23 protein-coding genes are annotated in these 22,242 nt (G+C 32.8%); 18 read left to right on the top strand and 5 right to left on the bottom strand.

What is annotated here, in order from left to right:
* Positions 1-46: 46 nt before the first annotated feature.
* The 15 genes from HNV08_RS08005 to HNV08_RS07935 all read left to right on the top strand — a co-directional run bounded on the left by HNV08_RS08005 (position 47) and on the right by HNV08_RS07935 (position 13,532).
* Positions 47-502 (top strand): hypothetical protein, encoded by a 456-nt coding sequence (locus tag HNV08_RS08005; protein WP_173280663.1) that lies wholly within the window; start codon positions 47-49, stop codon positions 500-502.
* 136 nt (positions 503-638) lie between these two features.
* A complete protein-coding gene (gene gcvT, locus HNV08_RS08000; RefSeq protein ID WP_173280662.1) occupies positions 639-1,721 on the top strand; it encodes a glycine cleavage system aminomethyltransferase GcvT in 1,083 nt (360 codons plus the stop codon).
* A gap of 23 nt (positions 1,722-1,744) precedes the next feature.
* Positions 1,745-2,578: a sugar nucleotide-binding protein gene (locus HNV08_RS07995; protein WP_173280661.1), complete on the top strand. Its 834-nt coding sequence runs from the start codon at positions 1,745-1,747 to the stop codon at positions 2,576-2,578.
* Positions 2,579-2,649: 71 nt separating this feature from the next.
* Positions 2,650-2,937, top strand: a complete 288-nt coding sequence (locus tag HNV08_RS07990; protein WP_173280660.1) for a 4a-hydroxytetrahydrobiopterin dehydratase — start codon at positions 2,650-2,652, stop codon at positions 2,935-2,937.
* A 313-nt stretch (positions 2,938-3,250) separates the two neighbouring features.
* Positions 3,251-3,997, top strand: coding sequence for a YebC/PmpR family DNA-binding transcriptional regulator (locus HNV08_RS07985; RefSeq protein ID WP_173280659.1), 747 nt, complete (start codon positions 3,251-3,253; stop codon positions 3,995-3,997).
* Between the two features lie 200 nt (positions 3,998-4,197).
* Positions 4,198-4,962 carry an SDR family NAD(P)-dependent oxidoreductase gene (locus HNV08_RS07980; RefSeq protein ID WP_173281073.1) on the top strand — a complete coding sequence of 255 codons (765 nt, stop codon included), beginning with the start codon at positions 4,198-4,200 and terminating at the stop codon, positions 4,960-4,962.
* Between the two features lie 53 nt (positions 4,963-5,015).
* On the top strand, positions 5,016-7,334 hold the full coding sequence (locus HNV08_RS07975; protein ID WP_173280658.1) for a chondroitinase-B domain-containing protein: 2,319 nt from the start codon (positions 5,016-5,018) through the stop codon (positions 7,332-7,334).
* Between the two features lie 14 nt (positions 7,335-7,348).
* Positions 7,349-8,602, top strand: a complete 1,254-nt coding sequence (locus tag HNV08_RS07970) for an NRAMP family divalent metal transporter (RefSeq protein ID WP_173280657.1) — start codon at positions 7,349-7,351, stop codon at positions 8,600-8,602.
* Positions 8,603-8,605: 3 nt separating this feature from the next.
* Positions 8,606-9,553: a sugar phosphate isomerase/epimerase family protein gene (locus tag HNV08_RS07965; RefSeq protein WP_173280656.1), complete on the top strand. Its 948-nt coding sequence runs from the start codon at positions 8,606-8,608 to the stop codon at positions 9,551-9,553.
* Positions 9,554-9,562: 9 nt separating this feature from the next.
* Positions 9,563-10,147, top strand: coding sequence for a 3-keto-disaccharide hydrolase (locus HNV08_RS07960; RefSeq protein WP_173280655.1), 585 nt, complete (start codon positions 9,563-9,565; stop codon positions 10,145-10,147).
* 104 nt (positions 10,148-10,251) lie between these two features.
* The gene (locus HNV08_RS07955) at positions 10,252-10,581 is read left to right on the top strand and encodes an ArsR/SmtB family transcription factor (protein ID WP_173280654.1); all 330 of its coding nucleotides are present in this window, start codon (positions 10,252-10,254) and stop codon (positions 10,579-10,581) included.
* Between the two features lie 52 nt (positions 10,582-10,633).
* Positions 10,634-11,101, top strand: coding sequence for a DUF6428 family protein (locus HNV08_RS07950; protein WP_173280653.1), 468 nt, complete (start codon positions 10,634-10,636; stop codon positions 11,099-11,101).
* 17 nt (positions 11,102-11,118) lie between these two features.
* A complete protein-coding gene (locus tag HNV08_RS07945) occupies positions 11,119-11,751 on the top strand; it encodes an arsenate-mycothiol transferase ArsC (RefSeq protein ID WP_173280652.1) in 633 nt (210 codons plus the stop codon).
* Between the two features lie 3 nt (positions 11,752-11,754).
* On the top strand, positions 11,755-12,807 hold the full coding sequence (gene arsB / locus HNV08_RS07940; protein ID WP_173280651.1) for an ACR3 family arsenite efflux transporter: 1,053 nt from the start codon (positions 11,755-11,757) through the stop codon (positions 12,805-12,807).
* Entirely contained in the window at positions 12,804-13,532 is a 729-nt protein-coding gene (locus HNV08_RS07935) for a metallophosphoesterase family protein (RefSeq protein ID WP_173280650.1), read from the top strand. Before arsB ends, HNV08_RS07935 begins: the two co-directional genes overlap by 4 nt.
* A 47-nt stretch (positions 13,533-13,579) precedes the next feature.
* On the opposite strand, the gene holA is transcribed toward HNV08_RS07935, so the two are convergent.
* Positions 13,580-14,587: a DNA polymerase III subunit delta gene (holA, locus tag HNV08_RS07930; protein WP_173280649.1), complete on the bottom strand. Its 1,008-nt coding sequence runs from the start codon at positions 14,585-14,587 to the stop codon at positions 13,580-13,582.
* An 82-nt stretch (positions 14,588-14,669) separates the two neighbouring features.
* On the opposite strand from holA, the gene HNV08_RS07925 reads away from it, so the two are divergent.
* The 3 genes from HNV08_RS07925 to HNV08_RS07915 all read left to right on the top strand — a co-directional run bounded on the left by HNV08_RS07925 (position 14,670) and on the right by HNV08_RS07915 (position 17,076).
* Positions 14,670-15,122 (top strand): type I restriction enzyme HsdR N-terminal domain-containing protein, encoded by a 453-nt coding sequence (locus HNV08_RS07925; RefSeq protein ID WP_173280648.1) that lies wholly within the window; start codon positions 14,670-14,672, stop codon positions 15,120-15,122.
* Positions 15,123-16,115, top strand: coding sequence for a glycosyltransferase family 2 protein (locus HNV08_RS07920; RefSeq protein ID WP_173280647.1), 993 nt, complete (start codon positions 15,123-15,125; stop codon positions 16,113-16,115). It abuts the gene before it with no gap.
* Positions 16,116-16,218: 103 nt separating this feature from the next.
* Positions 16,219-17,076, top strand: coding sequence for an OmpA/MotB family protein (locus HNV08_RS07915; protein ID WP_173280646.1), 858 nt, complete (start codon positions 16,219-16,221; stop codon positions 17,074-17,076).
* 119 nt (positions 17,077-17,195) lie between these two features.
* Here the strand turns inward: HNV08_RS07915 and HNV08_RS07910 are convergent, their stop codons facing one another.
* The 4 genes from HNV08_RS07910 to HNV08_RS07895 form a co-directional block, all read right to left on the bottom strand.
* On the bottom strand, positions 17,196-18,281 hold the full coding sequence (locus HNV08_RS07910) for an AMP-binding protein (protein WP_173280645.1): 1,086 nt from the start codon (positions 18,279-18,281) through the stop codon (positions 17,196-17,198).
* 37 nt (positions 18,282-18,318) lie between these two features.
* On the bottom strand, positions 18,319-19,260 hold the full coding sequence (locus HNV08_RS07905; protein ID WP_173280644.1) for a CPBP family intramembrane glutamic endopeptidase: 942 nt from the start codon (positions 19,258-19,260) through the stop codon (positions 18,319-18,321).
* A 2-nt stretch (positions 19,261-19,262) separates the two neighbouring features.
* The gene (locus HNV08_RS07900; protein ID WP_173280643.1) at positions 19,263-20,297 is read right to left on the bottom strand and encodes an o-succinylbenzoate synthase; all 1,035 of its coding nucleotides are present in this window, start codon (positions 20,295-20,297) and stop codon (positions 19,263-19,265) included.
* Between the two features lie 194 nt (positions 20,298-20,491).
* Positions 20,492-22,189 carry a T9SS type A sorting domain-containing protein gene (locus tag HNV08_RS07895; protein ID WP_173280642.1) on the bottom strand — a complete coding sequence of 566 codons (1,698 nt, stop codon included), beginning with the start codon at positions 22,187-22,189 and terminating at the stop codon, positions 20,492-20,494.
* Positions 22,190-22,242: the final 53 nt, after the last annotated feature.

Below are 22,242 nucleotides of genomic sequence, written 5' to 3'. Positions count from 1 at the left end.
CGATTTTACAATTGCTAAAACTAACAATTTAAAAGTAAAATTATATATGAAGAAATTATTTTTATTAAGCACAATATTTATAGCATTTACAACTTTAGTGAGCGCACAAGACATTGCAGACAATGCCATAGGACTTAGAATTGGAGACAGTGATGGATTTGGTACTGAAATCAGTTACCAACATGCACTTGGCAGTAACAATAGATTAGAAGTTGATTTAGGTTGGCGAAACTACAGCAATGAAGACGGTTTTAAACTTGCCGGAATTTACCAATGGCTTTGGCCTATAGAAGATAGAATTAACTGGTATGCTGGTGCTGGTGGTGGATTAGGCTCAGCAGGAAGCACCTTTTTGTTTGCTGCAGGAGATGTTGGTATTGAATACAACTTTGATGTTCCACTTTTAATTTCTTTAGATTTTAGACCAGAAATTAATTTCGGAGATGCTTTAAATGACAATTTAGGATTCGATGTTGCTTTAAGTCTAAGGTATCAATTTTAATACTAAACCCATAAAATATAAATAAAACCAGCTCTTCTGGGTGGTTTTTTAATTTATTTATTTTGATATAGATTAAGAATTATAAGCCATAAAATTTGCTTAATTTTGTGCCTTATTAAAAGAAAATTCAACACAAATGAAAGACACTGCATTATCTTCTACACACCAAGCACTTGGTGCAAAAATGGTTCCTTTTGCTGGTTATAATATGCCAGTTCAATATGAAGGTGTAAACGCTGAACACGAAACGGTTAGAAAAGCTGTTGGTGTTTTTGATGTCTCTCATATGGGCGAATTTTTAATTGAAGGCCCTAATGCTTTAGCCTTAATACAGAAAGTATCTAGTAACGACGCTTCTAAATTAGACATCGGAAAAGCACAGTATAGCTGTTTACCGAATGATGATGGCGGCATTGTAGACGATTTAATTATTTATAAAATTAAAGACGAAACCTATTTATTAGTAGTAAACGCTAGTAATATTGAAAAAGATTGGAACTGGATTTCGTCTAAAAACGATGTTGGCGCTACGATGCGCGACTTAAGTGAAGATTATTCCTTATTAGCCATCCAAGGACCAAAAGCTATTGAAGCCATGCAATCTTTATCTAGCCATGATTTATCAGAGATTAAATTCTACAACTTTATTGTTGGCGATTTTGCAGGTATTGAGCATGTAATTATTTCGGCTACTGGTTATACAGGAAGTGGCGGATTTGAAATTTATTGCAAAAATTCTGAAGTAAAACAAATTTGGGATAAAGTCCTTGAAGCTGGTGCAGATTTCGGAATTAAGCCTATTGGTTTAGCTGCTAGAGACACCTTGCGTTTAGAAATGGGTTATTGCTTATATGGTAATGATATTGATGATACAACGTCGCCAATTGAAGCTGGTTTAGGTTGGGTTTGCAAATTCAATAAAGACTTTACAAATAGCGACGCTTTACAAGCAGAAAAAGAACGTACACCAGAACGTAAATTAGTTGCTTTTAAATTAGACGAACGTGGCATTCCTCGCCAAGGTTATGATATTGTAGATAGTAGCGGAAAAACTATTGGAAATGTAACTTCTGGTACCATGAGTCCGAGTTTAGGTATTGGTATTGGTTTAGGTTATGTACCCAAAGTATTCTCAAAAGTAGACAGCAAAATACATATCCAAGTACGTAAAAAAGCCATACCTGCAACGGTTGTAAAATTGCCGTTTTTTAAAGGTTAACCTGTTAGATTGTTGTGTGATTAATGAAGAAGGAAGCAGCGCAAAAACATCGCATTCTAATACTTGGAGCCAGTGGCTATATTGGCAATGCCATTTACAAAGAATTAGGACCTTATTTTAGAACCTTTGGCACGTACAGAATCCCTAAAAAAGAGTTTGAAAAGAACAAACAATTCTTTCAATATAATGTTGAAGAAGATGATGTTTACGAAATTCTTGAAGCCACAAAACCTTCTATAATCATTTCTGCGCTTCGTGGAAATTTTAACGCACAAGTGATTGCGCATCAACATATTGCAGAATATGTTTTAAACAATAAGTGTAAACTCATATTTTTATCCTCAGCTAATGTTTTTGACGCTTACAGTCAGTATCCTAGCTACGAATTAGACAAAACTTTAAGCCATAGTGTTTACGGACATTTTAAAATAAAGATTGAAAATTTATTATTAAGAATGCCCAAAAAGCAAGTCGCGATAATTAGACTTCCAATGGTATTTGGTCCTGCTTCACCACGATTAGATGAACTAAAACAAGCTATAAAAGAAAAGGAAGCTGTAGAGGTGTTTCCTAACTTAATAATGAATGTGACGTTAGACAAAAAAATGACCCAACAAATTCATTATATCATCAACAGAAATAAACATGGTGTTTTTCATCTTGGCAGTACAGATTTAGTGCATCATGATGATTTTATAAAGGAAATTCTAACACTTATTACAGATAAAAAAGTACTAACTAAGCAGGTCTTTACAACAAATGAAGACCGTTATTTAGCGGTTTTACCCAAATTTAACTTGTTACCAAAACATCTTCAAATTACAAGTGATGCTGTTATTGAAGAATTAATAAAATAATTTTTAGTCAAAACGGCAGTTTTTCCTATTTCGATAATAAAAATTATAGTAACTTTAATAAAAACAAACGTATGAAATTAGACGACGAAACAATTGAAAAGAAATTATTACACCTTCCTGAATGGGATTATTACGACAATGCCATTCACACAGAATATGAATTCGATAATTTTAAAGATTGTTTTAGTGCTATGAGTCGTATTGCGTTTGAGTGCGAAGCTTTAAATCATCATCCTAATTGGAGCAACACCTATAATGTTTTGAAAATCTCACTATCCACACACGATGAAGATGGTGTAACCATAAAAGATTTTAAACTTGCTGAAGCCATAGAAGCGATTGTTGAGGAAGAGGAATAAGTATTTTTAGTTGAAAGTTTTTAAGGTTGTAATGTTTTAAAGTTATTGAATTTCTGATTTTCTTTTTTTCAATTAGTTTCAATTAGCCAACTATTCTCTTTTCTTTTTTCAATTAATTCTTCTTTTTTCTATTCTCTTTCTTCTCTACTCTCTTTTTTCAACCATCAACCATCAACCAGCAACCAGCAACCAGCAACCAAATAAAATTCACATTTACCAATAATCATACTTTAAGATTTTCAATATTTTCTTAAATTTGTTTTCGCCTTAAAATGGGCACTTTATTTACATAACAATTTATAACTTTTTTACTATGGGAAGAGCTTTTGAATTTAGAAAAGCAAGAAAAATGAAACGTTGGTCTGCCATGAGCAAAGCCTTTACGCGTATAGGTAAAGACATTGTAATGGCTGTAAAAGAAGGCGGTCCTGATCCTGGTAGTAACGCACGTTTAAGAGCTGTTATGCAAAATGCAAAGTCGGTAAATATGCCGAAAGCCAATGTAGAACGCGCCATTAAAAAGGCAAGTGAAAAAGGACAAGGCGATTATAAAATTGTTCTTTTTGAAGGTTATGCACAACATGGTATTGCTGTTTTAGTAGAAACTGCAACCGATAATAATACACGTACAGTAGCCAATGTAAGATCTTATTTTAATAAAACAGACGGCAGTTTAGGCACTTCTGGTTCGGTTGTATTTATGTTTGACCATACTTGTAATTTTAAAATTGAAGACAAAGATTTTGATTTAGAAGAATTAGAATTGGAATTAATTGACTTTGGTGTTGACGAAATTTTTGCAGATACTGATGAAGATGAAAATGGTGAAGAGCAAAAATGCGTCATGATTTATGCACCTTTTGAAAGCTTTGGAGACATTCAATCGTATTTAGAAGCTAATAATATTGAAATAATTTCTTCTGGTTTTGACCGTATCCCACAGGTTACAAAGAAAATCACACCAGAACAAGCTGAAGACGTAGAAAAACTATTAGAAAAGCTTGAAGAAGATGATGATGTACAAAACGTATATCACACTATGGAAGAAAGTGCTGAATAAGAATAGTATTCTAACACTAAAAAAAAAAGAGGGCAAATGCCCTCTTTTTTTATGCCATACATTTAAAAATTAGAAATTCTTAGACTATTATTATAATTTACCTCGTATTTTTAAAAACTGAATGGTTTTTATGAATAAAAAACTCAATATCAACAATAACTTAACAATTCCATTACAAAAACAACAATAGTTATATGAGTATACTCAATAAGTTTCAACTAAACGGCAAAATCGCATTAGTGACAGGATGTAAACGCGGTATCGGAAAAGCTATGGCAATTGCATTAGCAGATGCAGGAGCCGATATCATAGGCGTTAGCGCCTCTTTAGAAGAATCGGGAAGTGATGTAGAAAAAGAAATCACAAAACGCGGTAGAACATTTAAAGCGTACACCTGTGATTTTAGCGACCGAAAAGCACTTTATACGTTTATAACAACGGTAAAAGACGATTTTCCTGTTATAGATATATTGGTCAACAATGCAGGTACTATAAAACGTGCGCCTGCAGCTGAGCATAGCGACGAACTTTGGGACCATGTTGTTGAAGTTAACCAAACAGCCCAATTTATTCTCACAAGAGAAATAGGCAAAGACATGATTAAAAGACAAGCCGGTAAAATTGTTTTCACGGCCTCATTATTAACATTTCAAGGCGGAATTACAGTGCCAGGATATGCAGCCAGCAAAGGCGCTATTGGCCAAATGACCATGGCTTTCTCTAACGAATGGGCATCAAAAGGCATTAATGTTAATGCCATTGCGCCAGGATATATAAGTACTGACAACACAGAAGCATTACGAAAAAACCAGGAACGTTCAGAGTCTATTCTCTCTAGAATTCCTGCTGCACGTTGGGGAAGACCTGAAGATTTCGCAGGACCAATAGTCTTTTTATGCTCAGAAGCATCAAATTATATGAATGGCAGTATCCTCACTGTAGATGGTGGCTGGATGGGACGATGACAATATAAAAAACACAGGTAAATCTCTACATACCTTATCTAACAACACCTAAAATGAGCTATAAAATAATAATTACCCTAACAACACTTATATTTTTTTCGTGTAATGAAAAACTGCAAGTCCATGATGATGTTTTAGTTAAAAACACAATAGAGCTTCAAAATGCTATAAAACAAGCACAACCTGGATCTAATATTATTTTAGCTAATGGCATTTGGCAAAATGCTCAAATAAAATTCTATGGCTTAGGCACTGAAGACGCTCCTATTACGCTAAAGGCTGAAACACCAGGCGAAGTATTTATTGAAGGGCAATCATTTTTGCATTTAGGTGGCACGCATCTTAATGTGGAAGGTTTATATTTTAGAAATGGCTATTCTCCAAAAAGTTCTATCATAAAATACATGATAAATAAGGATAGCATTGCCAACCACAGCAGAATTACAAATACAGTGATTGATGGTTTTACAAAACCAAACCGTTCCACAAACGACCGTTGGGTAGAGTTTTATGGCAAGCACAATCAATTAGACCACTGTTATATTTCTGGGAAGTCTAATGATGGCGAAACGGTTAGAGTCTTTTTTACAGGCAATGAACATATTAATAATCATCATCAAATTGTGAATAATTATTTTGGTCCACGACCAAGAAAAGGTGGTCCAAGAGCAGAAACTATAAGGGTTGGCGACAGTAAAACAAGATTTACACCAGGTTACGTTAACGTATCTCATAATTATTTTGACGCTTGTAATGGCGAAGTTGAAATCATATCAGATAAAACAAATTACAATGCATTTACCAACAATATCTTCTATAAATGCGAAGGTTCATTAGTGTTAAGACACAGCAATTATGCTACTGTAGATGCTAACATTTTTATTGGTGGCGACGATTCTGATTTTTATGGAGGCATAAGAGCTGTAAATACTGGTCATTGGATTACCAATAATTATTTCTACAAAATACGAGGCGAACAATTTAGAAGTCCACTTGCGATAATGAATGGTATTCCTATGACGCCTTTAAATCGCTATAAACAAGTGGTAGATGTGGTGGTAGCCTATAATACTTGGGTAGATTGTAAATCGCCATTTCAAATTGGAGTTGGTCAAAACATAGCGAGTGCAGATGTTTTGCCTAAAAATGAGATTCGTTCTGCGCCTCCTATCAGAACAACTATTGCCAATAACCTTATTTACAATACAAAATCCGACAAAACACCTTTGGTTAATCATGATGATATAAGTGGAATCCTGTTTAAGAATAACATTTTAGACAATAATGAAAGTGTTTTTTCAGAATTTAATGTATTTCAAAATGAAATGATAAAAATGAAGAAAATCAATGAGTGGTTATATGCACCTGAAACTTCTAATAACGAAGCTTTAGACAGCGTATTTAATGGTTATGATTTTGTAAGAATTAAAAATGACTTATTTGGTGCATCTCGAAATGACAACAATAAAGTTGGTGCAATTAATCAATTAGCTGCCGCTGAAAACTTTAAAATTGATAAAAGTCAATATGGACCAGATTGGTTTTCAACTGAAAAAGAAACTACTGAACCTAATATTCTTAAGGCATCATCGAAATCTGGCGAGCTTTCAAAATTAATGCTTCAAGCTCAATCAGGCGATATTATTGAGCTCATTGACACTGAATATTCAGTAAGCACATCTCTTAAAATTGACAAAGACATAACCCTTCGCGCTAACAAAGAAAACAATGTTGAAATTATCTATACAGGAAAAGAGCACACTCCATTGTTTGAAATGCATCCAAAAGGATATCTTAAACTTCAAAATATTAGTATAACAGGACAAGGTAATCAACTCGCATTTGCGCCTCTTGCTGAAAATATGGCTTCAGCATATAATCTATTTATCGACGATTGTATTATTGACAATTTCAACTACATTTTAAAAGCTTCAAAAGGGTCTTTTGCGGATAGCATCAACTTCAACAAAACCATTATTAAAAATAGTGAAAATGGCTTTGTTTTGGCAGCTGATGAAAAAGGCGATTACAATGCAGAAATGGTTACTTTCAATAATTGTGAATTCAATACTATCAACCAAAATCTTATTCATTTTTACAGAGGTGGTTATGATGAATCTACTATTGGTGGTGTCTTAACGCTTTCAAATAATCTATTTACAAATTGTGGTAAAACAGAAAAATCTGGTCTATTGATAAAAACACCTGGCATCATTAATGTCCATATTTCTGATAATACATTTAAGGATAATCAGGTAAAACTTGTGGCCTTACTTTGGGGCGAAAAGAATAACCATCATAAAAATAACACGCTTATTAATTCGGGAGCAATTAAAGTTGAAGACCAACAAAAACTAGAAATTTTGTATTAAAAATCATAGACATCATGCAAAAATTTAAAACACTACTCAAAAATCTTGGTCCTGGTCTTTTGTTTGCTAGTATGGCAATCGGAACATCGCATTTGGTACTTTCTACAAAAGCAGGCGCTCAATATGGTTGGATCATGGTTATTCCAATTATTTTGGCGAACCTATTAAAATATCCATTTTTTGAATTTGGTATTCGATATACCAACGTTACTGGTAAAAGTATAATTGAAGGTTACAGTAATCGAGGAAAAGGCTATTTATGGTTATATGCCTTTATTACGTTAGCGACAAGTATTGCTAGTCCTGCTGCATTATGTTCTATTGCTGCAGGTCTACTTATTAATATTTTAGGCATTCATGATGTTGCCATAACCACAGTAGCTTTAGGTTTGTTTGTTTTTAATAGTATCATTTTAATCATTGGAAAATATAAGTTACTAGAAACCACACTGAAGTTCTTAATACCGATTTTATTTGGTGCTTTATTAGTAACCACTGTACTTGTAATAAACAAAGGACAAATCTCTCCTATTGCTAATTTTAATGCTCCAGAAATCTTTAACGAAACAGGTATTTTATTTTTAATTGTATTAATTGGCTGGATGCCAACAGCGGTTGAAGGCAGTAGCTGGCTGAGTCTTTGGAGTGCTGAAAAATATAAAGTAGACCACAAAAAACCGCCTTTAAAAGAAGCGTTGCAAGAATTTAATTTAGGTTATATTTTAACAGCAGTTTTAGCTATTTTCTTTTTAATTATAGGTTGTATGACACTATTTGGATCTGGCACAGAATTAAGCGGAAACGCAACCATCTTTGCAGACCAAGTAATTAACCTATTTTCTAGCCATATTGGCAATTGGGCATATGTCTTTATCGCTATTTCAGCCTTTGCGACCATGTATAGCACCTGTTTAACGCAACATGATGCTATTGCAAGAGTCAGTGTAGATATTATTGGTTTGTTAGTTGGCGAACACGAAAAATTTAAAGGCCGAAAATACTATGCATCTGGTATCATCATTATAGCTGTGATGAGCATTATTGTGCTCTATGCTCTTGGTGCCAATATGGGATTAATCTTAGCCGTAGCCACTGCAACATCCTTTGTTCTTGCACCTATTGTTGGTTATATGAATTTAAAAAACGTAATGAGTAATGAAGTACCTATAGAACATAAACCAAAAAGAGGCTTACAATGGTTAACTTATATCGGCATTTTATTTCTGTCTCTTCTTGCCATTTATTATGGTTGGATACTAATATTTTAATACATGAATTTATCTCGAAGACAATTTATTAAAAAAACCGGAATTACAGTCGCTGCAATGCCTTTTGCTCCATTGTTAATGGATATGTCTAACGGAATTACAGATGTTAAGCCATTAGATATTCATCTATTCTCAAAACATTTGCAGTTTTTAGATATCAAAGAAGCAGCCGAAGTTGCTGCAGATATAGGCTTTAATGGACTAGACTTAACTGTGAGACCCAAAGGGCATGTTTTACCAGAAAATGCACTTACTGACTTACCAAAAGCCATTAAAGACATTAAATCTGTAGGTTCTTCTTGTAAAATGATGACCACAGCAATTACAGATATTAATAATGTTTACGACTTGGATATTATAAAAACAGCTGCCGAACAAGATGTGCAATTCTACAGAATGAATTGGTATAAATACCACGAAGAATTAACCATGGAAGAATCCATAGAAATCTACCAAGAACAGATAAAACATCTAGGAGACATTAACAAACAACACAATATAATAGGTTGTTATCAAAACCATGCAGGCACTAAAGTTGGCGCATCGTATTGGGAAATAAATCAACTATTAAATAGCGTAGACTTAAACTATTTTGGTGTTCAATACGATATTCGTCATGCTATGGTAGATGGTGGATTATCTTGGGAGAACGGATTAAAACTTCTTAATGATAAGATACAAACCATTGTTTTAAAAGATTATAAATGGGCAAAAGTTGATGGAAAATACAAAGTAATAAATGTACCCATTGGAGAAGGTATGGTAGACTTTAAAACCTATTTTAAACTATTAAAATCTTATGGATTAAATCCACCAACATCCTTACATCTCGAATACCCTTTAGGAGGCGCAGAAAAAGGACGTAGCGAAATTAAAGTGGATAAAAAAGTGGTTTTCGATGCCATGAAATCAGATTTAAAAATAATTCAAAAACTTTGGAAAGAAGCTTAAATGAAACTTATGAACATAATAAAAAACAAGGAAAAATATCTACTAATAGCAGCACTAATTTTATTCTTTGTAGCTTCTTGTCGACCAACGGACCACAAACTGTTTCAAGAAAATGGAACCGATTGGAAAGCTTATGGTAATGACTGTTGGCATTTTTCTAACAACGAACTCATTGGTAAAATAATTGATGCCGAAGGTTACGTTATCACAAAAGAAAAGTTTAAAAATTTTGATTTAACGTTAGAATTTAAACCAGATAGCACTATAAACTCTGGCATTTTTATACGATGCCACAATGAGGATATGAATCCTAAGAATTGTTATGAAATAAACATTTGGGACTTACATCCAGATCAATCCAATAGAACTGGTGCTATAGTAGGAAGAACAGAAACTTTAGCAAAGGTAGAAACGATAAATAAATGGAACACCTACAGAATAACAGCAAGAGATGAGCATATTCAAATATGGATAAATAACATACTAGTTATTGATGCTATTGACCATACGCTAACGGAAGGCTATATAGGTCTACAAGCTAAAGCCACAGGAAAAGTACACTTTAGAAACATCAATATAAATACCATAGATTAAGGGTAAACTCGCCTATTGTCATAATTTTATCCCAAAAAACATAAATATATTTTGTTATAAAATTTATTCATCGTAATATTGCAATGAACAAATAAAACAATCTTATGGGTTTAGCAAAAACGGAAATATTTACAGATTTACAAAACGAAATCGCTGTAATCGCCAAAGCCTTTGGTCATCCTGCTCGTGTGGCAATTTTGCAACATTTATTTAAAATGGATACCTGTGTATGTGGCGATTTGGTTAGCGAAATCGGATTAGCACAACCCACCATTTCACAGCATTTAAAAGAGCTCAAACTCTTAGGATTAATTAAAGGAAATGTAGAAGGTACAAGCGTTTGCTATTGTATAGACTCAGAAAATTGGACTAAAATGAAAGCAATTATATCGCAGTTTCTAGACCAAGACCTTTCAAATAAAAATTGCTGTTAAAAAAATTTACATTCATTAATCGCATTATTGCAATAAACAAATACAATATATTATGAAACTATCAGAAATTAAAAACAAGCTAAAAGCATTAGAAACCATAGCGTTTCAATTACCAAATGGCGAATTAGTTCCTAATCACTTTCATGTTACTGAAGTTGGAAAAATCACAAAAAACTTTATCGATTGTGGAGGAACCGTTAGAAACGAAGAGGTGGTTAACTTTCAATTATGGAATGCCAATGACTACGACCACAGATTGCATCCTGAAAAATTATTATCAATCATTGAACTTTCTGAAAACGTATTAGGCATCGAAGATTTAGAAATCGAAGTAGAATACCAAGGCGATACTATTGGTAAATTTGGGTTAGATTTTGATGGTAAAAACTTCTTACTAACCAACAAACAAACAGATTGTTTAGCCAAAGATAAATGCGGAATTCCTGAAGAGAAACCAAAATTACAATTTAGAGATCTAACCGAAGAACCTTGTTGTACACCAGATGGCAACTGTTGTTAACCTTTAAATAATTTAAAATGATAACCACAAAATCCAACCTGTTTTCTGAAATAGAAATTGCGATACTAAGCTTAAACACAGACACCATTTCTGAAGAAAGAAAATTAATATTACAACCCTTAGTAGCATTTATTCAATATAAGGTTACTAACAAAAAAGACGTACGTATCAATTTTATTTGTACGCACAATTCACGTAGAAGTCATTTATCGCAAGTTTGGGCACAAACCTTGGCACATTACTTCAGCATACAAAATGTATTTTGCTATTCCGGCGGAACTGAAGCTACTGCGCTTTTTCCCATGGTTGCGCAAACATTAGAAAACTCTGGTTTTGAAATCAAGACGCTTTCTAAAGGTAAAAACCCAGTTTACAGTATAAAATATGATCAAAATGAGCATCCTATTATTGGTTTTTCTAAGAAATTAAATGATGACTTTAATCCAAAATCAGAATTCGCAGCGATCATGACCTGTGATTCTGCAAACGAAACCTGCCCTTTTGTATCTGGTGCCGAAAAGCGTATTCCTATTACGTTTGAAGACCCAAAAGCCTTTGATAATACACCACAGCAAGCGGAAAAGTACCAGGAAAGAAGTCTTCAAATTGCCTCTGAATTATTTTATATTTTTTCACAAATCAACGCATAAGTAATGAAAAAGAAATTAAGTTTTTTAGATAGTTATTTAACGGTTTGGATATTCGCTGCAATGGCTATTGGTGTCGGAATTGGTTATTTTTTCCCTTCATTTCCAGAAATTGTAAATTCTTTTAGTAGTGGAAGCACCAATATTCCTATTGCCATTGGGCTAATTGTTATGATGTATCCACCTCTGGCGAAAGTAAATTTTGCGTTGCTACCAAAGGTTTTTCGAAATACAAAAATCTTATCAATTTCATTAATTCTCAACTGGATTATTGGTCCTGTTTTAATGTTCTTTCTAGCCATTATATTCTTGCGCGATTATCCAGAATATATGGTTGGGTTAATATTAATCGGACTAGCACGTTGTATCGCTATGGTTTTAGTTTGGAATGATTTGGCCGAAGGCAGTAGCGAATATGGCGCAGGTTTAGTAGCCTTAAACAGTATATTCCAAGTTTTTGCTTATAGTTTTTATGCTTGGATTTTTATTACAGTACTTCCACCCTATTTTGGGTTTGAAGGTGCTATTGTAGATATTTCTGTTGCTACTATTGCAGAAAGTGTTGCTATATATTTAGGTATTCCGTTTGCTTTAGGCATTTTAAGTCGTGTTATTTTAGTCAAATTAAAAGGCGAAGAATGGTACACTACTAAATTTATTCCAGCGGTTTCGCCATTAACTTTAATCGCCTTATTATTTACAATTATCATCATGTTTTCTTTAAAAGGCGAACTTATTGTTGAAATCCCAATGGATGTTCTAATCATTGCGGTTCCTTTGTTAGTCTATTTTACCTTAATGTTTATCATTGGTTTCTTTTTCACAAAAGCCACAGGTGCAGAATACGACAAAACAACAGCTGTTGCCTTTACTGTAACAGGAAATAATTTTGAATTAGCCATAGCCGTTGCAATTGCTGTTTTTGGTTTAAATTCCGGACAAGCATTTGCTGGTGTCATTGGACCATTAGTAGAAGTACCAGCTTTAATTTTACTGGTTCGTGTGTCCTTTTGGTTGAAAAAGAAGTATTTTGACACACCAAAAATTGTAAGTAAATGAGAATAGCTTTTTTTTCAGATATACATGCCAATTTACCAGCTTTAGAAGCCTTTTTTAAAGATGTTGATGCGGAAAATATAGATGCCATTTATTGTTTAGGTGATTTGGTTGGCTATAATGTTTGGCCAAATGAAGTCGTTAATGCCATCAGAGAGCGAAACATACCTACAATTATGGGCAACCATGATGAAGCGTTATTATTACCTATTGCTCAAGAATCAAAACCTTCAAACAAAGGCTTAATACGTGCAATAGTTACAGATGATAATAGAGATTACCTCATTAATTTACCAAGACATTTAGCACTCAATTTTATAACGAATCATGAACCATTTAATCTATTAATGGTTCATGGTAGCGTTAAAGCGATTAACGATTATATGGTTATTGATTATCCTGAAAAAGAGGTTTTAGACATGATGCAATCACAAAAAGCAGATGTACTTTTATGTGGCCATACACACAAACCCTTTCATCGTGTTATTAAAAATGAAAATGGTTATAAGCATGTTGTAAATATTGGTTCGGTTGGTAAACCAAAAGATGGCGATTCCAGACTTTGTTATGCCATTGTAGAATTGAAGCAAAACACAATACCTTCTAATCCTAACGCTATAAAAGTTACCTTTAAAAGAGCGGATTATGATATAGAAAAAGCAGCGAAAGCGTTAGAAAATAGTGCCTTTAGCAGTAGTTATGCTGACGCATTACGAGATGCTAAATAACCTATATAGTTACCTACTGTAGTAATTTATAAAAAGACGTTTTTATTTTACCCTAAAATCTTCACTAACAATTCCTTAAGCAAGTCACCTTCAGGTGTAGCATTAGCACCAACACCTTTACCTTTTACGTCATATTCTCGTAGCACACCAATGATATAACTCACCTTTTTCATAGGGAAATTTTTAGCAGCATCTAAGTACTCAGTTACAAAATAAGGATGCACTTTTATTGCAGATGCAATACTCCTTGGGTTTCTATCCGTCATGCCATGAAGTTGTAATAATTGCGAAAAAAACGAAAACAACGAATACACTGTAAACACAAAAGGATTATCCTTAGGGTTCTCTCCAAAATACTTAGCTATTCTGTGAGCTTTTACTACATTACGTTCACCAATGGCCTTACGCAATTCAAAATTGTTATAATCTTTACTAATACCTATATTTTCTTCAATGTGATCTGGCGTAATTTGAGTACCTTCTGGTAAAACAATTTTAAGTTTACTGAGTTCATTATCAATTTTACCTAAATCCGTTCCTAGAAATTCAACAAGCATTTGCGATGCTTTAGGAGAAATATTATAATTCTGACCAGCAAGGACACGTCTAATCCAATCCGCAACTTGGTTTTCGTACATCGTTTTACTTTCAAAAACAACACCACCAACCTTTTTTATGGCTTTATACAACGCTTTACGTTTATCTAACTTTTTATACTTATAATTAAGCACTAAAACAGTTGAAGGTTGCGGATTTGCAGCATACTGTGCTAATTTCTCAATAGTTCTGCTCAAATCTTGAGCTTCTTTTACAATCACTACTTGACGCTCAGCCATCATTGGATAACGCTTAGCATTGCTCTCAATTTCATCAATGGTAACATCGCGACCGTAAAGTACCATTTGATTAAATCCTTTTTCAGATTCATCTAACACATTATTTTCAATAAAATCAGAAATCTTATCAATATAATAAGCCTCTTCACCCATTAAAAAATAAATAGGTTTAATGTCGCCTTTATTTATTGCGGATACTATCTGTTTAACGTCCTCCAAAAGATTAAAAATTCCAAGTTTAATAATTGTACTTTGGATATTGATACTATGTCCTTAAATTTGAACAAAATCAACAAAAGAAGTGTTTCAAGAACTCAACTTTCCAAAGTTTGAATACCGTTTCAAAAGTACAGAAAATAAAGTTTCTATTTTCGATGTCATTCGGAAAAAATTCATTGTTCTCCAACCCGAAGAATGGGTAAGGCAACATTGTATTCATTTTTTAATAAATGACAAAAATTATCCAAAATCGTTAATTAATGTTGAGAAAGAACTCACTATTAATGGTTTAAAAAAACGCTATGATATCGTTATTTTTAATCCTGATGGCAGTATTTTTTTAATTGTAGAATGTAAATCGCACAGTATAAAAATTGACCAAACTACTTTTGACCAGATTGCACGTTATAACCTTGTTTTAAATGCTATGTATTTAATGGTAACTAACGGTTTAAATCATTATTATTGTGAAATGGATATGGAACAAGAACGCTATTCGTTTTTAAAGGAAATTCCAGATTATAAATCTCTATAAATGCTTCAAACAAAAGACTTAGCTGTTGTTATTTTAAACTGGAATGGAAAAGCATTGCTTGAGCAATTTTTACCTTCTGTTTTAAAACACTCTAACGATGCTGTGATTTATGTTGCTGATAATGCCTCTACTGATAATTCTATAGCTTATGTCTCTGAAGCGTTTCCTATGGTTAAAATCATTAAAAACGCAGATAATGGTGGTTACGCAAAAGGCTATAATACCGCTTTGCAAGAGGTTAACGAACCTCTACTTTGCTTGCTAAACAGTGATATTGAAGTTACAGAAAATTGGCTTCGACCTATTGTTTTAGAATTTAATACACATAAAGACACAGCCATTGTACAACCTAAAATTTTAGATTATAAAGCCAAGTCGCATTTTGAATATGCTGGTGCTGCTGGTGGTTTTATAGATAAATTTGGTTATCCTTTTTGTCGCGGACGAATCTTTGATTCTATAGAAGAGGATACTGGTCAGTATAATGATAACGTGGATATTTTTTGGGCATCTGGTGCCTGCTTTTTTATTAGAAACTCTGTTTTTAAAGCATTAGAAGGGTTTGATGAAACCTATTTTGCGCACATGGAAGAAATAGATTTGTGTTGGCGTGCCTTTAATAGTAACTACATTACCAAATATATAGGTACTTCTGTGGTATATCATGTTGGTGGTGCAACATTAAGCAATACCAATCCGCAAAAAACATATCTAAATTTTAGAAATAGCCTTTTTACATTATTTAAAAATACAGATTCTCAAGTATTTTTTAGAATCGTAACCAGGATGTTACTAGATGGTGTTGCCGCTTTAAGATTTTTACTTCAACTAAAACCGGCATTTCTATTTGCCATTTTAAAAGCTCATTTTTCTTTTTATTATAATTTACCGCAATTATTAAAACAACGTAAACAAGGTACACAACGTGCTAAATATTATCAATGTAAGTCAATCGTTTGGTTGTATTTTGTAAAAAAGAGAACCGTATTTTAATTGTTTATAAAACTGTTAAAGTTTTTGTTAATCCATGTTTAGCGGACTATTCTTTTGCATAATTTTGTTATGTTAAAACTAAAATTTAAACTATAAACAAATTATGAAAAAACTAATGTTGTTAAGTGCATGTTCTCTGTTATTTTTAGCGTCTTGTGTGACTAAAAAAGAGCATTTAGCATTACAAGAAAAATATCAAGAAACCCAAGATTTATTAAATACAGCTACTGTAAAATTAAATAGCTGTTTGTCTGATGTTGCTGCTGCAAATGCAAGAGTAGAGACAATGAAAGATCAATTGGCAGATTTAAGAAAGGCAAACCAAGATTTAATTGATACTAAAGGAAATTTAACCACTTTGACTCAAAAAGGTGCTGAAAACCTGGAAAAATCGTTAGAAAGCTTAAAAGAGCGTGATTTAAAAATTACGAGATTACAAGATGCGTTAACTAAAAAGGATAGTGTAACACTTGCTGTGGTAACGAGTCTAAAAAAAGCCGTTGGGATTAGTGATCCTGATATTGAGATCAACGTAGAAAAAGGTGTTGTATTTATTTCTATTGCAGATAAATTATTATTTCAAAGTGGAAGCTATAACGTAACTGCTAAGGCCAATGAAATCTTAGCTAAAGTTGCCAAAGTGATTAATAGCAAGCCAGATTTTGAAGCTATGGTTGAGTCTCATACAGATAACGTACCTTATAACAAACCTCCATTAATTGATAACTGGGATTTAAGTGTTAAACGTGCTACATCTATTGTAAGAGTTTTAGAAAGCTTAGGCGTTAACTCTCAACAATTAATTGCTTCTGGTCGTAGCTCTTATGTACCATTAGTAGAAAATGATACTGCTGAGAATAGAGCAAAAAACAGACGTACACGTATTGTTGTATTGCCTAAAATAGACCAATTCTATGAAATGGTTGAAACGGAAATGAAAAACTTGTCTGAAGGAAAATAACCTTCAAAACATGCAAATAACAAGAAAGCCCAATGCAAATGCATTGGGCTTTCTTATGTTTTAGACCTATTTTTAAATTTATCGTCTTTTATTATTATGAGATTACAAAGAGGAATTAATTAGGCTTTTAATACTAGTTTTAACGCCTTTTTTCGTTGTATTTTTTTGTTATTTGTTTCAGGGAAACTTTCTATGGTGTACACCTTTTTAGGGACTTCAAACTTATCTAATGTCTTAAGCGTTTTAATAGCACTAAGTATTTCTTCTGCGGTTTCTTTAGGTTGTTCTACAATTAGAACTAATTGTTCGCCTAATGTAGCATCCTCCACGCCTACCAAAATAAATCGTTGTTTAATAATAGGCTGTATTTTATCTTCTATCTGTTCTGGGAACAATTTTACACCACCAGAATTTACCACATTATCAAATCTACCAAGCAGTTTAAAACTTGTTTCAGAAATTAACTCAACCAAATCATTGGTCACTAAGGATTCTTTTACCAATTTTGGTGCATGAATCACTAAGCAGTTTCTATCATCTTGTTCAAAATTAATATTTTGTAACGCCGAAAAGTAAGGTTCTTTTTTTCCTGATTTAGACTCTAAAGATCGCACAGCAACGTGCGTTACGGTTTCTGTCATTCCGTAAGTTTCGTAAAACTTAGACGAACATCCTTTAATTTTTTCAATTAAAGGTTTTGTAACCTTAGAACCACCTACTATTATATTTTTTATATTATCAATATACTTAATTGTATGTTTTAATTGCAACGGAATCATTGCACAAAAGTCATACGTTTTATCGTAATCAAAAATGGGCTGAGCAGCAGGTTCTACAAAATCTATTTCTAAACCTAGCACTAAGGCACGTACAAACATCATTTTACCTGCAATAAAATGACTTGGTAAACAATGTAAGGCTTTATCACCTGGTTCTAAACCAAAGAAATTTCCAGTAGCGATGGCAGAATTTACCATTGCCTGTTTTTTTAATTTTATTTGCTTTGGATATCCTGTGGATCCAGATGTTGTAACAATTAAAAAATCCTTATTATTAAGCCAGTCTATTAAAAAATCGCCAGTTACTTTTTCATACGCCTTACCTTCTTTTATAAGGCTATACGCTACTTCTTTTAAATCTTCATGACTAAAATGAAGTCCATTAAATTTAAAACGATTATGTACTTTATCGTAAGTTGGTGTCATCTTTAATTAGTTTTAGGTTAACGTTCTTTATTTAGGTTTACTCAATAATTTTATAATCTTCTTTTGGTGGCTTTGTTACGTTTCCGAATAATTTATCTTTCCAGTTGGTCCATCCATATTTTTTTGATAAAATAAGAAGTATAATTGGATAGACAATTAAAACAGGTAAAATAATTTCTGCAACTGATCCTAATTCTGGTTCTGACGTATCTTTAAAAAGAGCATCGGTTTGTAATGCGGTCCAATCTGCTGTGACCAATAAAGATGCAATTAAATTATTACCTAAATGAAACCCTAAAGCTAATTCTAAGCCTTCATCCATTAGTGTCATTATGCCAAGTAATAGTCCTGTACCAACATAAAAAATCATCATTTGCCAAAAGCCTATAGCACCAACTTCTGGATTAGCACTATGCGCTAAGCCAAATAAAACTGATGTAAAAAGCAGAGGAAACCATTTATTTTTAACGAGCACACCTAAGTGTTGCATTAAATAACCTCTAAATAAATATTCTTCTAAGCCAATTTGAAATGGAAATAATATGATACTGATTATAAATAATATTGCAAATTTTACTGGATTAAACTGAAATACAACGTTAGAAGAATCTATTGCATACATTATAAAAAAAGAAATTACTGTATACATTGTAATTAACAAAAACGAAAATAAGATGCGTTTAAAATCTACCTTAAGACGCGTTGTAGTTAAAGACAGTATGCTCCTTTGGTGAACAAATTTTACAAAAACAAACAATAGCAATAATAAAAAGGCAAACGGAATTAAATTAATAGCCAAGGTTACATTTGCAGGTAATCCCCAATTTTTCATCGCATCCATTGCAGCTTCTAAATCTTTAGGATCTGCTATTAAATAATAGATAAAATTAGCGATAAAAATTCCGGCAACTAAAAAAGTGGTGAGTAAAAACATCCAAAGATCACGATGACCTTTATAGGCTTGTTGTATATAATTCATATTTATAATTTAAATTTCCAATGTTGATTAATATCATAGTGCAAATTACCATTTTTTACCATTAATGGCGAAGAAAAATTATTAGTAAATAAACTTCCTGTTCCTAAGCCTTGTGGCCTTTTATTTTGTAGTATATATGTCCATTGCGAAATAGCATTTAAACCTACATTACTTTCTAAGGCACTTGTAATCCACCAATCTATGTTTAAATTTTCAACTAAATCTATCCACGCTTTACTACCAGAAAATCCACCAACTAAACTCGGTTTAAGAATAATGTACTGTGGCTTAATGGTCTGCAAAACGTTTTGCTTCTCTTCTTTTTTAAAAACACCTATTAATTCTTCATCTAAGGCAATTGGCAAAGGTGTATCTTCACAAAGTTTTGCCATGGCCTCATATTGCCTAGGTTTTATAGGTTGTTCTATGGAATGTAATTTGTATTCTGAAAGTTGTTTTAGTTTCTCTAAAGCATCATTGGCTGAAAATGCACCATTGGCATCTACGCGCAATTCTATGTCTTTAACAGAAAACTCTTTTCGAATCGATTTTAAAATATCTAATTCTGTTTGAAAATCTATGGCTCCAATTTTTAATTTAATACAACCAAAACCAGCTTCAATTTTTTCTTTGACCTGAGATCGCATAAAATCTTCATTTCCCATCCAAACTAATCCGTTTATAGGAATTGCGTCTTTTCCTTTTGTAAAATCTGAAGGAAATAAATTAAACTGATCATCATGTTCTAAAGATTTAAAAGCAGTTTCTAGTCCAAATTGAATACTTGGGAATTCGATAAGTTTCTTTAAAAGTGTGTCTAAACCTAAAGCAATGTTAGTGCATGTCCATTTTAAAGTAGTTTCATAATCTGGCCTATCATCAATAGATAAACCTCTTAAAATACCACACTCGCCTACACCTGTTTTGCCGTTTTGTTCTAAAACTATAAACCATGTTTCTTTGGTAGTCATTACACCTCGCGATGTTCCGCTTGGTCGTTTAAACTCTAAATTATATTGGTGGTAGGTTGCTTTCATATGTACAACCAAAAATAGGTAATAATTGAGATTTGAGTTATGAAATTAATATAAATTTAGAATAGAAAAACGTAAATATATAAATTCTAATTAGCGTATTTTTTACATACATTTTTAGAAGTCACAATAATTATTAGTAAGCCTGGTAGTGTTGTATTTACTATGAGAATTGTATTACCGCTTTACACAATTTATTAATTTTTAATAAATCTTCCATTTTTTATTTCTAATCCATTATTCACACTTATTTGATAAAAACCAGATGGTAAATGAGAAATATCTATTCTACTCACAGCACCATTTTGTGTTAAAACCGCTCTTAAACTCATATCATAAATGGTAAGTTTTGAATTTTGATCCATAATGAAATTATGGTGAGATATATTGAGTTCTTGTTGAGCAGGATTAGGATAAATCTTTAGAGATGACGAGGCATTATTAGTTGGTATAGATAATGTTGAAGCATTAAAACTATCTTCTTGATCATACCAAGCCGCACCTAATATCATGTTTCCCCAAGGTCCCATATCTTCATTACCAATACCACCTGCTAAATAGCCTTCACTAATAGATACTTTAGATGGATATCCTACTGTAGTTTCATAGTTGTACCAATCAAGTAATTCTTGATTGTTGTAGTAAATATTTGCCATGGCTGGAATTACAGATGGTTGTCTTAAACCAACCGTAGATAAAGGCGTAATTATATCATCTGTGGATTTAAAAAACCGAATATCATTCCATCCTCCATCACTAGAGCTTCTTAAATAGTTACTTTGTCCCTTCAAAAAAGTAAACAAACTTTTATTTGTTACACCGTCCGTAGTGCTTCCGCCTAAATAACCTGTAGTTGTTAATGTTGTTGAACCATGTTCTAATCCTTCGGTTGTCTCATAGTCATACAATCTATCTGAAGGAAAATTATTTGCTATTGCATCTAAATGCGCCATAGCGACCATACCACCAAGTGCTATATATCCATAAAACACACCTAAGGTAGGATCCGAATCTCGATTTCTAAAAAGTTCGCACCAAGAACCATCAGGAAATAAGCCATATTTTATAGCATTCTTAAAAAATTCCCGTGTCCATGTTTCTGAATCTATATCATCATTATAAATTGCCCACGAGTGAATATAACCTATAGCATCCCATTGCCTATTATTAAACGTATCCTGACCAATAACAATGGTATAATCTTCAATAACATTTCCAAATTCATCATAAACAGGAGTTGGTGTAGAAGCACCATTAAATGTAGGATACAATGCGTTATTTATAGTCGTTGGGCCTGTGGTTTCCCATGTGCTACCCATTAAATTAGCAAGTCTTGTTCTTACAGGATCTTCTGCTAATTCCTTATATCTCGAAAACCAGTTTTCAATAATTGTTTTATCGTTTTCATCTAAAGCCGTTTGTAAATCTTTAATAAAATAATAAGAATCCTTTAACTTTTTTACTTTAGCCGTTTGTATCCAAAGCGCATTATCTGTATCCCATCTTAGTGTGTTAGATTCATTCCAAAATGTGGTATAAAGATCATTTGCATTAACAATGGCTAAAATTTCATTAATTACAATATTTGCTAAACTAATATCATCGATTGCATAAGCATACAAAGCAGATGTGTGAAGTGTTTGTCCTCCTGATGGAACATAAGATGCTTCTCCTAGAATAGGTCTAAACTCTCCCGGATTTTGACTAAAATCAATTGCATCATTTATAGTTTTAGAAATGTCATCTGAAAAACCAGTTCCGGCTATATAACCGTTTTCAAATCGTTGCTTCAGAATTGCCTTTGCTTGGCTATTATAAATTAATTGTTCACTTGTGCCTTGTGCAATAATTGGCGTTGATAGGATAACGAAAATAAAAATTACTATAATTTTCATAAAATAATAAGACTTTGGGGTGCGACAGTATAAACAAAGTTTCTTTAGTAGAC

It is taken from the genome of Winogradskyella eckloniae, assembly GCF_013249045.1.
In the GTDB taxonomy this organism is placed as follows: Bacteria; Bacteroidota; Bacteroidia; order Flavobacteriales; family Flavobacteriaceae; genus Winogradskyella; species Winogradskyella eckloniae.
This window is presented reverse-complemented; position numbering and strand designations above follow the sequence as displayed.

Excerpts from the sequence above, each read along its gene's own strand:
- gcvT (WP_173280662.1), top strand. The coding sequence starts at position 639 with ATGAAAGACACTGCATTATCTTCTACACACCAAGCACTTGGTGCAAAA.
- HNV08_RS07920 (WP_173280647.1), top strand. The coding sequence starts at position 15,123 with ATGCTTCAAACAAAAGACTTAGCTGTTGTTATTTTAAACTGGAATGGA.
- HNV08_RS07935 (WP_173280650.1), top strand. The coding sequence starts at position 12,804 with ATGAGAATAGCTTTTTTTTCAGATATACATGCCAATTTACCAGCTTTA.
- HNV08_RS07970 (WP_173280657.1), top strand. The coding sequence starts at position 7,349 with ATGCAAAAATTTAAAACACTACTCAAAAATCTTGGTCCTGGTCTTTTG.
- HNV08_RS07905 (WP_173280644.1), bottom strand. The coding sequence starts at position 19,260 with ATGAATTATATACAACAAGCCTATAAAGGTCATCGTGATCTTTGGATG.
- HNV08_RS07965 (WP_173280656.1), top strand. The coding sequence starts at position 8,606 with ATGAATTTATCTCGAAGACAATTTATTAAAAAAACCGGAATTACAGTC.
- HNV08_RS07990 (WP_173280660.1), top strand. The coding sequence starts at position 2,650 with ATGAAATTAGACGACGAAACAATTGAAAAGAAATTATTACACCTTCCT.
- HNV08_RS07950 (WP_173280653.1), top strand. The coding sequence starts at position 10,634 with ATGAAACTATCAGAAATTAAAAACAAGCTAAAAGCATTAGAAACCATA.
- HNV08_RS07895 (WP_173280642.1), bottom strand. The coding sequence starts at position 22,189 with ATGAAAATTATAGTAATTTTTATTTTCGTTATCCTATCAACGCCAATT.
- arsB (WP_173280651.1), top strand. The coding sequence starts at position 11,755 with ATGAAAAAGAAATTAAGTTTTTTAGATAGTTATTTAACGGTTTGGATA.
- HNV08_RS07900 (WP_173280643.1), bottom strand. The coding sequence starts at position 20,297 with ATGAAAGCAACCTACCACCAATATAATTTAGAGTTTAAACGACCAAGC.
- HNV08_RS07955 (WP_173280654.1), top strand. The coding sequence starts at position 10,252 with ATGGGTTTAGCAAAAACGGAAATATTTACAGATTTACAAAACGAAATC.
- HNV08_RS08005 (WP_173280663.1), top strand. The coding sequence starts at position 47 with ATGAAGAAATTATTTTTATTAAGCACAATATTTATAGCATTTACAACT.
- HNV08_RS07960 (WP_173280655.1), top strand. The coding sequence starts at position 9,563 with ATGAACATAATAAAAAACAAGGAAAAATATCTACTAATAGCAGCACTA.
- HNV08_RS07945 (WP_173280652.1), top strand. The coding sequence starts at position 11,119 with ATGATAACCACAAAATCCAACCTGTTTTCTGAAATAGAAATTGCGATA.
- HNV08_RS07975 (WP_173280658.1), top strand. The coding sequence starts at position 5,016 with ATGAGCTATAAAATAATAATTACCCTAACAACACTTATATTTTTTTCG.
- HNV08_RS07910 (WP_173280645.1), bottom strand. The coding sequence starts at position 18,281 with ATGACACCAACTTACGATAAAGTACATAATCGTTTTAAATTTAATGGA.
- HNV08_RS07915 (WP_173280646.1), top strand. The coding sequence starts at position 16,219 with ATGAAAAAACTAATGTTGTTAAGTGCATGTTCTCTGTTATTTTTAGCG.
- HNV08_RS07985 (WP_173280659.1), top strand. The coding sequence starts at position 3,251 with ATGGGAAGAGCTTTTGAATTTAGAAAAGCAAGAAAAATGAAACGTTGG.
- HNV08_RS07995 (WP_173280661.1), top strand. The coding sequence starts at position 1,745 with ATGAAGAAGGAAGCAGCGCAAAAACATCGCATTCTAATACTTGGAGCC.